The organism is Pseudomonas sp. Ps21-P2 (assembly GCF_039672565.1).
Taxonomy (GTDB): Bacteria; Pseudomonadota; Gammaproteobacteria; order Pseudomonadales; family Pseudomonadaceae; genus Aquipseudomonas.
In genome coordinates this window covers 280,011-293,146 of sequence record NZ_JBDFPL010000002.1, presented here as the reverse complement: position 1 = coordinate 293,146, position 13,136 = coordinate 280,011, and the positions used below count along the sequence as shown (strand labels likewise).

13 protein-coding genes and 1 pseudogene are annotated in these 13,136 nt (G+C 60.6%); 7 read left to right on the top strand and 7 right to left on the bottom strand.

Annotated elements, in window-relative coordinates; translation table 11 throughout:
• Positions 1 to 195: 195 nt before the first annotated feature.
• Both ABEH28_RS05235 and ABEH28_RS05230 read right to left on the bottom strand, forming a co-directional pair.
• Positions 196 to 828, bottom strand: a complete 633-nt coding sequence (locus tag ABEH28_RS05235; RefSeq protein WP_192171470.1) for a TetR family transcriptional regulator — start codon at positions 826 to 828, stop codon at positions 196 to 198.
• A gap of 250 nt (positions 829 to 1,078) precedes the next feature.
• Positions 1,079 to 1,300 carry a hypothetical protein gene (locus ABEH28_RS05230; RefSeq protein WP_122533791.1) on the bottom strand — a complete coding sequence of 74 codons (222 nt, stop codon included), beginning with the start codon at positions 1,298 to 1,300 and terminating at the stop codon, positions 1,079 to 1,081.
• A gap of 315 nt (positions 1,301 to 1,615) precedes the next feature.
• Here ABEH28_RS05230 and ABEH28_RS05225 point away from each other — a divergent pair, with 315 nt between their 5' ends.
• A complete protein-coding gene (locus ABEH28_RS05225; RefSeq protein WP_346629319.1) occupies positions 1,616 to 3,685 on the top strand; it encodes an AsmA family protein in 2,070 nt (689 codons plus the stop codon).
• A 330-nt stretch (positions 3,686 to 4,015) separates the two neighbouring features.
• Here the strand turns inward: ABEH28_RS05225 and ABEH28_RS05220 are convergent, their stop codons facing one another.
• The gene (locus ABEH28_RS05220; protein WP_065987767.1) at positions 4,016 to 4,549 is read right to left on the bottom strand and encodes a ferritin-like domain-containing protein; all 534 of its coding nucleotides are present in this window, start codon (positions 4,547 to 4,549) and stop codon (positions 4,016 to 4,018) included.
• A gap of 289 nt (positions 4,550 to 4,838) precedes the next feature.
• Complete coding sequence (gene osmE / locus ABEH28_RS05215; protein ID WP_346629318.1) at positions 4,839 to 5,177, bottom strand: osmotically-inducible lipoprotein OsmE; 339 nt, start codon at positions 5,175 to 5,177, stop codon at positions 4,839 to 4,841.
• 174 nt (positions 5,178 to 5,351) lie between these two features.
• Between osmE and ABEH28_RS05210 the strand changes: the two are divergent.
• Positions 5,352 to 5,551 (top strand): annotated as a pseudogene (locus tag ABEH28_RS05210) (triacylglycerol lipase); the annotation flags it as partial.
• Positions 5,552 to 5,609: 58 nt separating this feature from the next.
• Positions 5,610 to 5,846 (top strand): hypothetical protein, encoded by a 237-nt coding sequence (locus ABEH28_RS05205; protein ID WP_037015625.1) that lies wholly within the window; start codon positions 5,610 to 5,612, stop codon positions 5,844 to 5,846.
• Between the two features lie 26 nt (positions 5,847 to 5,872).
• Here the strand turns inward: ABEH28_RS05205 and ABEH28_RS05200 are convergent, their stop codons facing one another.
• Entirely contained in the window at positions 5,873 to 6,757 is an 885-nt protein-coding gene (locus ABEH28_RS05200; RefSeq protein ID WP_346629317.1) for a DMT family transporter, read from the bottom strand.
• Positions 6,758 to 6,908: 151 nt separating this feature from the next.
• Between ABEH28_RS05200 and ABEH28_RS05195 the strand changes: the two genes are divergently transcribed.
• Both ABEH28_RS05195 and ABEH28_RS05190 read left to right on the top strand, forming a co-directional pair.
• Positions 6,909 to 7,199 (top strand): PsiF family protein, encoded by a 291-nt coding sequence (locus ABEH28_RS05195; protein ID WP_346626821.1) that lies wholly within the window; start codon positions 6,909 to 6,911, stop codon positions 7,197 to 7,199.
• A 188-nt stretch (positions 7,200 to 7,387) separates the two neighbouring features.
• Positions 7,388 to 8,398 (top strand): hypothetical protein, encoded by a 1,011-nt coding sequence (locus tag ABEH28_RS05190; RefSeq protein ID WP_133774480.1) that lies wholly within the window; start codon positions 7,388 to 7,390, stop codon positions 8,396 to 8,398.
• 312 nt (positions 8,399 to 8,710) lie between these two features.
• Here the strand turns inward: ABEH28_RS05190 and ABEH28_RS05185 are convergent, their stop codons facing one another.
• Positions 8,711 to 9,976, bottom strand: coding sequence for an Hsp70 family protein (locus ABEH28_RS05185; RefSeq protein WP_346629316.1), 1,266 nt, complete (start codon positions 9,974 to 9,976; stop codon positions 8,711 to 8,713).
• Between the two features lie 295 nt (positions 9,977 to 10,271).
• On the opposite strand from ABEH28_RS05185, the gene cbpA reads away from it, so the two are divergent.
• Entirely contained in the window at positions 10,272 to 11,231 is a 960-nt protein-coding gene (cbpA, locus tag ABEH28_RS05180; RefSeq protein WP_172610563.1) for a curved DNA-binding protein, read from the top strand.
• Between the two features lie 2 nt (positions 11,232 to 11,233).
• Positions 11,234 to 11,530 (top strand): chaperone modulator CbpM, encoded by a 297-nt coding sequence (locus ABEH28_RS05175; RefSeq protein ID WP_282367806.1) that lies wholly within the window; start codon positions 11,234 to 11,236, stop codon positions 11,528 to 11,530.
• Positions 11,531 to 11,748: 218 nt separating this feature from the next.
• On the opposite strand, the gene ABEH28_RS05170 is transcribed toward ABEH28_RS05175, so the two are convergent.
• On the bottom strand, positions 11,749 to 12,882 hold the full coding sequence (locus ABEH28_RS05170) for a HAMP domain-containing sensor histidine kinase (protein ID WP_192173462.1): 1,134 nt from the start codon (positions 12,880 to 12,882) through the stop codon (positions 11,749 to 11,751).
• Positions 12,883 to 13,136: the final 254 nt, after the last annotated feature.

Genomic DNA, 13,136 nt, shown 5'->3' with positions numbered 1-13,136 from the left:
GCAATGTGCGATGCAAGGGCTAGAGCAAGTGCCTTGCCAACAGGCGTGCAGCGCAGAAATTGCCTGAATACGGTGCAGCGATGGATGGGCCGAGCCATCGGTTGCGTCTTACCGGTGCATCAATCGCAGCGATGCACTTCGGTGGTGCAGGGTGGTGGGGGGATGGCGTGATGCACAGCAGTGAGCGCTCGCGGTTCACTCGGTGCTGCCCAGTCCCTGCCAGCGCTTGGCGCCGATAAAGATGAAGCGCAGTTGCTGGGTGATTTTCGCGCGCGGGGTCAGGTGTGCGGCCAACGCCGGGGGCGGCGGGTCGATCAGCTCGGGGAGCATGGCGAACACGCTCTTGACCACAAGGTCGGCCATGACCGAGAGGTCGTCGGTGTTCAGGTGCTGGAATTTGGGCATCGACGCCAGGTCGGTCGCGAGGTCGGCGATGATGCCTTCGCGCAGTGCACCAAGCGCCTGACGGACCTTCAACGAGCCGCCGTATTGCTCGCGCGCCAGAAACAGAAACTGCGAGCGGTTGGCGGCCACGACATCCAGAAAGATGCGGATAGAGGCGTCGATGATGCCGCTGTCGATGTTGTGGTTGTGGCGCACGCGGCGGATGGTTTCACGGAAGGTCTGACCGACTTCGCTGACCAGCGCCAGGCCCAGGTGGTCCATGTCATCGAAATGCCGGTAGAAACCGGTGGGCACGATGCCGGCGGTTTTCGCCACTTCGCGCAGGCTCAGGCTGCCAAAACCACGTCCGCTCTCCATCAGGCCTCGGGCTGCATCGAGCAGGGCATGGCGGGTCTGCTGTTTCTGTTCGGCGCGGGGCAGCATGGGGCGTGTATCTGATGAAGGCATGGGCTGCAACTCTAGCAAATGCATTTGCGTGGCGTCGAACCCGGTTTCACGTCGGGCAATAAAAAGCCCGGCGATCAAGGCCGGGCGGTTCTCGCGCTTATGCTGGCGGATTGAGGGTGCTCAAACCGGCCTCTTCCCGGCTAAAGCCGGTCCCACTAATCCAGCGCCGCGTTGTTTCCGTAGGACCGGCTTTAGCCGGGAAGCTTTTCGATGCAACGGGTAAGAATCAGGAAACCCGCTGATACTGCTGAATCAGCCGATCAGGGCCGTTGTCGGCAACGCGCTGGTATTGATTGATCAATCGATCCGGGCCGTCCTGCGCAACGGTCGGCAAACCGGAATGCTGCGTCGCCTTCGCTTCGCCAAGGATCGCTTGTTCGCTGGCAGGCATCGCAAACGCGCTCGAGGCAAGTAGGGAAAGGGTCAGGGCAATCAATTGGCGTTTCATGGAAGGATGCTCGGGTGTAAAGGGTTGTGTGAACGTGCTGGCGATTTTACCGCTGACCTGTGGATAAAGAAGTTCAGCGGGCTGATGGTGACCATCGACAGAAATGATGCGGCTGCGGACCCCTTGCCGGGCGGGCTTCTCAGCGCGTTTCGGATCAACAGTGGCGCTCGTCTGGACGTACGGTATGGGCGGGGGGCGGAACTTTTCTGACCCTGAATACAGATTTCATCAAACCGACGCGGCTTTTCTCAGTCGAACCGTTACGACGTACGAGACGCGCCCTGGACGGCGCGTCGGTTTTGGGGAGATGACGCAATGACGCGAGGCCGTAAAATTTTCGCCTGGACAGCCGCAATCCTGCTGCTGTTGCTGGTGATTCTGATCATTGTGATCGCCACGTTCGACTGGAACCGGCTCAAGCCGACCATTAACGAGAAGGTGTCTGCAGAACTGCATCGCCCCTTTGCCATCAACGGCAATCTGGCCGTGAACTGGCACCGTGAGCCCGACGAAGGCGGCTGGCGCGCCTGGGTGCCGTGGCCGCATATGTCGGCGGAAGACATCGCATTGGGCAACCCGGAATGGTCGAAGACGCCGCAGATGGTCACGCTCAAGCGCGTCGATCTGCGCTTGTCTCCCTTGCCGCTGCTGGCCCAGCGCGTGGTCATTCCACGTATCAACCTGACCGAGCCCAACGCCAAGATCGAGCGCCTGGCCGATGGCCGCGCCAACTGGGTGTTCGATCTGCCCAAGAGCGACCCGAACGCCAAACCCTCTAGCTGGGTGGTGGACATCGGCTCGATCGGCTTCGACAAAGGCTTCGTGAGCTACAACGACCAGAAGATCAACACGGCCGTTGACGTGGTCATCGACCCGCTGGGCAAGCCGATTCCCTACAGCGACATCGTCGGCAGCAGCGAGGCGAAGAAGGTCCAGGACAAGGGCGCTTCGGCTCAGGATTACGCTTTCGGCTTTACCGCCAAAGGCCAGTATCACGGCCAGAAACTCAACGGCAGCGGCAAAGTGGGTGGTCTGTTGGCGCTGAAAGACGCCGCGCTGCCATTCCCGGTACAGGCCGACGTCAGTGCGGGCGCCTTGCGTGTCGCCATCGCGGGCACCGTGACCGATCCGCAGAACCTCGGTGAACTGGACCTGCGCCTGAAACTGTCCGGCGACAGCCTCAGCAACCTGTATCCGTTGACCGGCGTGACCCTGCCGGATTCCCCGCCGTACTCCACCGATGGCCGCCTCGTCGCCAAACTGCATGACCCGGCCGGTGCGTCGTTTCAGTACAAGGGTTTCAACGGCAAGATCGGTGACAGCGATATCCATGGTGATCTCGGCTACGTGGCGAGCGAACCGCGTCCCAAGCTGACCGGCGCGCTGGTGTCCAATCAGTTGCTGATGACTGACCTCAAGCCGCTGATCGGCGCCGATTCCAACGCCGAGCAGAAGACCCGCGGCGGCGAGAGCAAACAGCCGACAGGCAAAGTGCTGCCGGTCGAGGAATTCAAGACCGACCGCTGGGCTGCCATGGACGCCGACGTTGAGTTCACCGGCAAGCGCATCGTGCAGAGCGCCGACCTGCCGTTCACTGATCTTTACACCCATGTAGTGCTCAACGATGGCGTACTGAGCCTGCAGCCGCTGCGCTTCGGTGTCGCCGGAGGCAAGCTCGACGCCGATATCAAGCTCAACGGTCACACCCAGCCGCTGGAAGGCCGCGCCAGGTTGTCGGCTCGAGGTTTCAAGCTCAAGCAGCTGTTCCCGACCTTCGAACCGATGAAAACCAGCTTTGGTGAGCTCAACGGTGATGCCGATCTCAGTGGCCGCGGCAACTCGGTCGCTGCCTTGCTGGGCACCTCCAACGGCGAGCTGAAAATGCTGGTGAACGACGGCGCTGTCAGCCGTGGCCTGATGGAGATTGCCGGGCTGAACGTGGGTAACTACGTGGTCGGCAAGCTGTTTGGCGACAAGGACGTGAAGATCAACTGCGCGGCCACTGATGTGGGCTTCAAGGACGGCCTGGCGAGCACCAAGGTGTTCGTGTTCGATACCGAGAACGCGATCATTTACGTCGACGGCACGGCGAACCTGAAGACCGAACAACTGGACATGAAGATCACGCCGGAATCGAAAGGCTTTCGGGTCTTCTCCCTGCGTTCGCCGCTGTACGTGCGCGGGCCGTTCAGCAAGCCCAATGCGGGTGTGGAGTCGGGTCCGCTGTTGCTGCGTGGCGCGGGAATGGTGCTGCTGGGCGCGGCAGTGGGGCCGGCGGCGGGATTGCTGGCACTCGTAGCGCCGAGCAGCGGGGACGCGCCTAACCAGTGCACCGCGTTGCTGGAACAAATGCGCTCGGGCAAGGCGCCGAAAACGGTGAAGTGAGTTCGGCAGAGGATTCTGTGCCGTCTTCACTTCCACAATATGCCCGGCTTCGGCGCGGGCTTGCGTTGTACCCGGTCCTGTAGGAGTGAGCTTGCTCGCGAAGGCGGCATCACGGCCGCCTGACATGCGTCGGATGTGAGGGCCTTCTTCGCGAGCAAGCTCGCTCACACATAACCGGGTTCGGCGCCTGATTCAGCGTCTGGTTGATCTGGCCCTTGTGGGAGCGAGCTTGCTCGCGAATAGCTCGGTATACCCTAAACATCCCGCCTGAAAGTTATCCACAAAAAAGCCAGGGCATGTGCCCTGGCTTTTTGCATTGCGTGTTGCGTATCAGAGGCCGTCGAGCAGGTCGGCCATGTCGTCGGCGTGCTCCTCTTCCTGCGCCAGGATCTCTTCAAAGATGCGGCGGGTGGTTGGATCTTGGTCGCCGATGTACTGAATGATTTCGCGATAGCTGTCGATCGCGATGCGCTCGGCCACCAGGTCTTCAGTGATCATCTCTTTCAGCGTGTTGCCGGCCACATATTGCGCGTGGGAATTCTTGCTCAGCAGGTCCGGGTTGAATTCCGGCTCGCCGCCCAGCTGCACGATGCGCTCGGCCAGCTTGTCAGCGTGTTCGAGTTCTTGATTGGCATGTTCTAGAAACTCGTCAGCCGCGGCGTGAGACTTGATGCCCTTGGCCATGAAGTAATGGCGTTTGTAACGCAGGGTGCAGACCAGTTCAGTGGCCAGCGACGAGTTCAGCAAACGCAGGACTTCATCACGATCACCGTTGTAGCCTTCAGTGACGGCGCCGTCTTCAACGTTTTTGCGCGCGCGCTCTCGCAGGGTGGCGACGTCGGTCATTGGGTGCAGATTGATCATCAGATTTCTCCAGGGCTGTTCCGGTTTTTTTCCGTCGCGCTCTGTTGCGCCATGCCTGAAGCAGGCGCCCGGCAGGATCGGGGTCTTAAGGTGTGAGTGGTGGGCACTGGCAAAAGTTTGATTTTTGTTGAGGGACTTTTTGACGCGGGGGCTTTTCAGCGTGGGGCAAAGCAGGGCGAGCGTGCTTCAGGACGAATCCCCCGCGATCACGGCAGTGCCGGGCATCCTTGCGATGCACCGGCGCCAGTGATTGCGAGAGGACTCATCCATTCAAACCAATGGCGTCAGATCACATGGCGCGTTCGTTGGCGTCACGCTGTTCGCACGTCATGAAGCCCTTGCTGTTGACGCGGCCATTGTTGTCGAAGGTGACGTAGTAAGCCTGCTGATGGCCTTCGCGATTCAGCACGTAGTTGTTGCAAGTGCCGGGGTGGGCGCGACGCTGAACAGTTGTGGAAGGCGTGCCGCCGATGGTCAGGACTTGTTCCTTGGTCATGCCTTCTTCGGCTTGCTTGACCAGCCGCTCATTGCGATAGGTCGCGTAATCAACCGGGTTGGGCAGGGTGGTCGATGCGCAACCAGCCAATGCGGCCATGGAAATCACTACTGCCAGGGATTGCTTGAACATTCGAATCGCTCCGCGAAAAAGGCCATTGTTGGCCCGTTGCTCTTAGGAGCATTGGAGAGGCAAAAGAGTTCGATCAAATTGATGGCGATGGGGCATTACCCGCACCTGTCGCGCTTAGGGACAATTCCGGGCCATCCTGGGCTGATTATCGTCAAATCTCACCTGCCGAAAATTGCTCGCACGTTCGCGAAACAGCGAGGTCAATCTGATGGCATGGTCGGGAGATGCAGTTCTCACCTGGTTTAAATCAGCGATGACTACCCGCTCGACCATTTCGACATCGTCAACCAGCACTTCGGTCTGGTGGGCAAGGGAGCCAATCCCCTGGGTGGTTCCTGAAACACGCCGCGCGTCTCAAAGCCGCCGGTCTTTGACTTATTTGGCCGTAGTTCGTGATCAGTCGACCCGTGAGGTCGCGTAGGAAGAGATGCGATGAGCGATAAAGAGCTTTATGAAATCGAGTACACGCTGGCCGGTGAGCACCATGTCGATCTGATTGAAAACCTCGACGTGCCGATCATCGAGGTTGTGCACGAGCTGGCGCTCAAGCACAACGTGGCCGTTGAAGATGACCCCTTCGATACCGGCGAAGACACCATCGGTCTGCCCCATGTGCTGGGCATTACCGATGTGTCGATTCACGCTGCGGAGGATCACGACAAAGCCTGACTGCCGGGTTCATCCGACAGACAGGTTTAACCGATCGCGGCCTTGCGCAGCGGTGTGGTCCAGCGTTCTGCCAGGATCACCCCGCCCAGCGTCAGGGCACCGCCGATAAAGTGATACGACGCCAGCTGCTCGCCCAGCGCGAGCGCGGCAACCAGCGCCGTCAGGATCGGCACCAGGTTGAAAAACAACGTGGTACGGCTGGGTCCGAGGATGGAAATCGCTTTCATCCACAGCAGCGGCGCGAGCATTGAAGTCGGAATGCACGCATAGAGCACCAACGGAATGTTGCTCGCATTCAATCCAGTCTTCGGTGAAATCACGAACAGTGGAAACAGCGCAATGATCGCCACCAGAATCTGCATATAGAGCAGCTGCAATGGCGGCATGCGCAACTGCCATTTCTTCAGCAGCGTGCTGTAGGTCGCGTAGGCCAGCGTTGCGACGAGCATCATCACGTCGCCGATGTTGATGCCATGGGCAACCAGCAAGCTCCAGCTCCCTTGTGACACCACCCATAAGACGCCGGCAAACGACACAATTGCACCGACCAGTGCGCCTGCAGTCAGCCGCGTGCCGAGGCTGGCGATCGACATGCCCAGCGTCATCACCGGCACCAGCGACAGAATGATGCCCATGTTGGTGGCCGTCGTGATATTCGCCGCGTAGTACGCCAGACTCTGATAAATCGCCATGCCCAGCACGCCCAGCACCACCACTTTGCCAATGATGGGTTTGATCTGCGCCCGGTTGCGCAGCACGGGGCCGAGCAGAAACGGCGTGAACAACACCCCCGCCAGCAACCACCGATAGAAGCCGATTTCAGCCGGGAAAATACGCCCTGCGGCGGCCTTGGTGATGACGTTGTTGCCCGCCCAGATCATGACGGTCAGCAGTGGATAAAGGTATTGCATGAGCGAACCGGCTGTTGAATGAGGCGCCATTATCGGCCTGTCAGTCCGCACGTCCAGCGCACGCTGTGCATTTGCAGAAATATGCAGCAACATTCTTTGACTACACTGCTTTGAAAGCCATGCAGGTGCCTGGCGCTTCCGGAGAAAACCGATGACGATGCTGCGTATTCCTCTGCTGGTGTTGGGCCTGCTGCTGAGCGCCCAGGGTTTTGCCGCCACCGCGCAACAAAACAAGATGACCACCTGCAACGCCGATGCCTCGGCCAAATCCCTGAAGGGCGACGAGCGCAAGGCGTTCATGAGCACCTGCCTGAAGGCCGCGCCTGCGCCTGCCGCCACCCAGCAGGAGAAGATGAAAACCTGCAACGCCACGGCCAGCACCCAGGCGCTCAAGGGCGATGCGCGCAAGGCATTCATGAGCGATTGTCTTAAAAAGAAATAATTTTCCGATCCGATTCCAGGCGCTGAAAAGCGGCGCCAGCCCCTGTACTTTCTGCGATTGCGGCCGATGATCTGGCCTGCAATCGCAGCCTCCTCACGCTTGAGCCTTCAAGGGCTTTCGCGTCGCTGGTTCTCCACTCAGAACGCTGGCAGACTGCCCATCCTTCACGCCGCTCGTTTTGAGGCTGTATGCCAACGTTTACGCCCCGTCAAGTCTATCTGGCCAGTTGCATTCTCGTGTTCGGCGGGTTGCTGCTGGTCCTGCCGCTCAACCTTCTGCCCAGTCTGCTGGCGGGTTTGCTGGTGTATGAGCTGGTCGACATGCTCACGCCGCAGCTGCAACGGCTGATTGCCGGCGAGCGCGCGCGGTGGCTGGCGGTGGCGTTGCTGGGCACTCTGGTGGTGACCGTGTTGGCGTTGCTGTTTGCCGGCGCGATCAGCTTTTTGCTGCACGAAGCGGAAAACCCCGGCGCGTCGCTGGATAAATTCATGATTCTGGTGGACCGCGCCCGCGGTCAGCTGCCGCCCTTCATCGACAACTACCTGCCGGCCAGCGCCACCGAGTTTCAGGTGTCGCTCAGTGCCTGGCTGACCAAGCACCTCGGCGAGCTGCAACTGCTCGGCAAGGGCGCGGCGCACATGTTCGTGACGCTGCTGATCGGCATGGTGCTGGGCGCGATCATCGCCTTGCAGCGCATCCCCGATGTCACCAAGCGTAAGCCATTGGCGGCGGCGCTGTTCGAGCGTCTGCACCTGCTGACCCAAGCCTTCCGCAATATCGTCTTCGCGCAAATCAAGATCTCGCTGCTGAACACGGCGTTCACCTCGATCTTCCTGGCGGTGATCCTGCCTCTTTGTGGCGTGCACCTGCCGCTGACCAAAACCCTGATCGTGCTGACCTTTCTGCTGGGCCTGCTTCCGGTGGTGGGCAACCTGATGTCCAACACGCTGATCTTTATCGTCGGCATGTCGTTGTCGATCTGGGTGGCGATGGCGGCGTTGGGGTACCTGATCGTGATCCACAAGGTCGAGTATTTCCTCAACGCACGGATCGTCGGCGGGCAGATCAGCGCCAAGTCGTGGGAATTGCTGCTGGCGATGCTGATCTTCGAAGCCGCCTTCGGCCTGCCGGGCGTGGTCGCAGGGCCGATTTATTACGCGTACCTGAAAAGCGAACTGCGCCGGGCGGAGTTGGTATAGCGACTGGTGCTCAAGATATCTGAACCCTTTTCACCGCTGCATGCGGTCAGTAGGACCGGCTTCAGCCGGGAAGGGGCCGGCTTGTGCACCATAAGATTTGCGGCGTGACACCCGACGTCTTCCCGGCTAAAGCCAGTCCTACATGTGCACGCGGTGTCTTAGTAGGACCGGCTTCAGCCGGGAAGGGGCCAGTGGGTGAGCCATAAGATTTGCGGCGTGACACCCGGCGTCTTCCCGGCTAAAGCCAGTCCTACAAGTGCATGCGGTCCCACTAAGAGCATGCGGTCCCACTGAGGGCAAGACCGCTGCGAATCAGCCGTAGCGTTTTTTCGCTTCGATCGCCAAACCGCTGCCGATGCTGCCGAAGATGTTGCCTTCGACGTGCCGGGCCTTGGGCAGCATGGCGGCGACGCTGTTGCGCAGGGCCGGGATGCCGCTGGAGCCGCCGGTGAAGAACACGGTGTCGACATCGGTCACGCCCACGCCTGCCTGATTCAACAGGTTCGTCACGCTACCGCGCACGCGTTCGAGCAGCGCATCGATGGACGATTCGAACAGCTGCCGCGTCAGGTCGACACTCAAGCCGGGTTCGACGCGGTCCATCGGCACCAGACGGCTGTCCGCTTCGGTCAGCTGGATCTTGGTCTCTTCCACTTCCATCGCCAACCAGTGACCGGCGCGTTGCTCGATCAGCTTGAACAGCCGATCGATGCCCTGGGTGTCTTCGATGTCATAGCGCATGCTGCCCAGCGCCAGTTGCGACTTTTGCGAATACACGGAGTTGATCGTGTGCCAGGTCGCCAGGTTCATGTGCGTGCTGGTCGGCATGTAGGCGCCGCTTTTCATCCGGCTGCCATAACCAAACAACGGCATCACGCCCTGCAGGCTCAGCTGCTTGTCGAAGTCGGTACCGCCGATGTGCACGCCGCCGGTGGCGAGGATGTCGCTGTGGCGGTCATCGATCAACCGACGCTCCGGGGTAAGACGCACCAGCGAGAAGTCCGACGTACCACCGCCGATGTCGACGATCAGCACCAGCTCTTCACGGTCCAGGGTCGACTCGTAGTCGAACGCCGCCGCAATCGGCTCGAACTGAAAGGAAACGTCCTTGAAGCCGATCTTGCGCGCCACGTCGGCCAAGGTGTCTTCGGCCTCTTGATCGGCGGCAGCGTCGTCATCGACGAAATGCACCGGACGGCCCAGCACCACTTGCTCGAAGGAATGACCGGCCGAGGCTTCGGCGCGTTTCTTGAGTTCGCCGATGAATAGCCCGAGCAGGTCCTTGAACGGCATCGCCGTACCGAGCACGCTGGTGTCGTGCTTGATCAGCTTGGAACCCAGCAGGCTCTTGAGCGAGCGCATCAGGCGGCCTTCGTAGCCCTCGAGGTATTCGTGAAGGGCGAGGCGACCGTAGACCGGGCGGCGCTCTTCGATATTGAAAAACACCACCGAAGGCAGCGTGATCTTGCCGTCCTCCAGCGCGATCAGCGTTTCCGCTCCGGGACGCAGCCAGCCGACCGTGGAGTTGGACGTGCCGAAATCGATGCCAAGGGCACGGGCCGGGGATGGAGTGCTCATCTGCTTTGCATACCAGTCAAAAAACGGCCGCGCAGTGTATGCGAGTGCGCGCCGGATGCGTAGCGCGAAACGTCGGTTTATCAGCCGCTGGGCATCTATTTCGCGCGCGTGTCTTGAACTGCGGCCCCGAGCCCCAATCTAGCAGGCAACTCTTTAATGCTTTTGGCCGGTCTGGACAGCGTTTCATTTCGCGCGACTGCGTGCCGATAACCTTGCAACGTTCAACGCTGCCAGCGTTCACATGTGAAACGCGGTGCGGACTGGGCTGGATATTCCAGAATTGGGTGACCGTCAGATGGACTTCAAAGACTATTACAAGATCCTTGGCGTAGAGCCGACGGCGGACGAAAAGACAATCAAGACCGCCTATCGCAAGCTCGCGCGCAAGTATCATCCCGACGTCAGCAAAGAGCCTGGCGCGGAAGACAAATTCAAAGAGGCTTCCGAAGCCTATGAAGCGCTGAGCGATCCGGAAAAGCGCGCCGAATACGACGAGATCCGTAAGTACGGTAGTCAGGGCCGGTTCCAGCCGCCGCCTGGCTGGCAGGGCCGTGGCGGCGCGGGCGCAGGGCCGGGTTTTGGCGGCGGCGGCTTCGAGGACGGAGATTTTTCCGACTTCTTCAGCTCTATCTTCGGCAATCGTGGTGGTCAGCAAGGCGGTCGGGCGCAGAGCCCGGGGCGTCGAGGGCAGGATGTGGAGATGGAACTGGCGGTGTTTCTGGAGGAGACGCTCTCCACCGAGTCCAAGCAGATCAGCTTCAAGGTGCCGCAGCACAGCGCCAACGGCCAGCGCATGGCGGACATCACCAAGACGCTGAACGTGAAGATCCCGGCGGGCGTCACCGATGGCGAGCGCATCCGCTTGAAAGGGCAGGGCGCTCCCGGCGTGGCCGGTGGCGAGAAGGGCGATCTCTATCTGATCATTCGTCTGGCGCCGCACCCGATGTTCGACGTCGAGGGCCACGACCTGATCATCACGGTGCCGATCGCGCCGTGGGAAGCGGCGCTGGGCACCAAGGTCGCCGTTCCGACACTGACCGGCAAGATCAATCTCACCATCCGTCCGGACAGTCAGAACGGCCAGCGGCTGCGGGTCAAAGGCAATGGTCTTTTGAACAAGCAAGGCCAGCGCGGCGATCTGTACGCACAACTGAAAATCGTCATGCCCAAATCCACCGATGAGGCTACCAAAGCGCTGTGGGAAAAGCTGGCCGAGCAGGCCGCGTTCGATCCGAGGGCTCAATGGAGTAACTGATCATGAGCAACACCCTGGTCATCGACATGCAGGAGTTCTGTCAGGTGGTCGACCTGCCGGCCGCCTTCGTCATCGAGATTGTCGAACATGGCATTCTCGAACCCCAGGGAAGGCAGCCGGACGAATGGCTGTTCGACAGCGCGGCGCTGTCGATTGCCAAACGCGCGGTCAAATTGCATTACGAATTGCAGCTGGAGTGGGACGGCGTCGCCCTGGCGCTGAACCTGCTCGACGAGCTTGAACACGTGAGGGCCGAAAACCGCATGCTCAGGCAGCGGTTGGGGCGGTTTCTCGACTGACAGGCTGGCCTGAAAGGCGGTGTGGGAGCGAGCTTGCTCGCGAAGAGGCCTTCTCATTCGTTACATCTTCGGCGGCAGGACTGCCGCCTTCGTGAGCAAGCTCACTCCCACAAGTGCTGCGTTTCTGCCAGATAGCGATCTTCCTGCTGACGACGTCATTGTGGGAGTGAGCGCCCCTGCAACAGCGCGGTGTTTGGCGGATTTCGCGCAGTCGCTTGCTAGCCTTTCTTCGGCAGCTCCACGGTAAACGTCGTACCGTCTCCGACGTTGGACACGACCGTGATGCCGCCGCCATGGGCGTTCACCACTTCTTTGACGATGAACAGTCCCAGGCCCAGGCTGGTGGACGGGTTGTGGATGCCGGCCTTTTCATTGGCCGAGCGCACCAGCGGGTCGAAGATGCTGCCGATGGCTTCTTCCGCAATCGGCTCGCCGTCGTTGTGCACCGAGAGGCTCACGTGGTTTTCGCTGCCGGTGAGCGTGACGGTGACCCGACGCGTCGCCGCGCCATGCTGCAAGGCGTTGCCAATCAGGTTTTGCAGCAATTGCGCGATGCGCGCCTGATCCCACTCGCCCCGGGTCTCACCGGTGCTGGTGAACACTGCGTTGCAATCGGGCTGCCCCGCCGTGGCCGCGTCAATGGCTTCACGGCAGGCGAGGGTCATCTCCATCGGCTTGCGTTCGACCGGCAACGTGACGCCGAGACGGCTTCGAACGAACTCCAGCAAATCGCTGATCATCGTTCCCATCAACAGACTGCTGCTCTTGATGCGCTTGATATACGCAAGATCGGCGTCCGTCAGCGCGGTTTTGCGCATCAGCACTTCGGACGACATGCCGATGGCCTGCAAGGGCGCGCGCAGGTCGTGGCCGAGAATGGCGAGAAAGATGTCACGGGAACGCGTCACGCGATCGGCGTAGGCGGCCGTCGACTCGGCCAGGGCTTCGTCGATGGCTTCGTTGAAGCGGATCATGTCAGTGAGATGACTGGCCTGCGGCTCCTTCTGGCTTTCTGCCCAAAAGCGCACGACCGTGGCCCGAAGGTGACGGAATTCGGAGGTCATCTGCACCAGATCAAACCCGACGATATGCCGCAGCTCGCCATGACTGGAGGCGGCCTGATCGAGTGTCGGGGTTTTGCCGATGTCTTCGCCCTGAGCCTTGGCGATGCGCTCGGCCTTGGTCTGGGCGGTGTTCATGTCACGCGCCGCCGCGAGAAGGATCGCCTCGGCGTGGTCGCGCAGCTCGACTGAACTCATCTGGGCGGCTGCGGGCGTCAGCGTGGCCGCAAACCGTTCCCACTCATCGACGATGCGATCCACATTCTGAACGATGAAGTCCGAAAGACGCATGGGGGACTACCTTGCTGGCGGGGCGCTGAATGAGAGCGCGCATAGTACCGCCATGTTGTTGCAGGAAGCATCACGCATTTGCGTGCGCTTCCTCTTAGTGTTGGCTTGCCGTCCAGTTGAAGCGCTGTCAGGCAGCCAAAACAAGCCATATAGGAGACCGGGGTCGCGCCCCACCGTGCTCACGAAGGCGGCATTTCAGCCACTGAAAGAGTGGGTGGATGCGCCGGCCCCTTCGCGAGCAAGCTCGCTCCCAC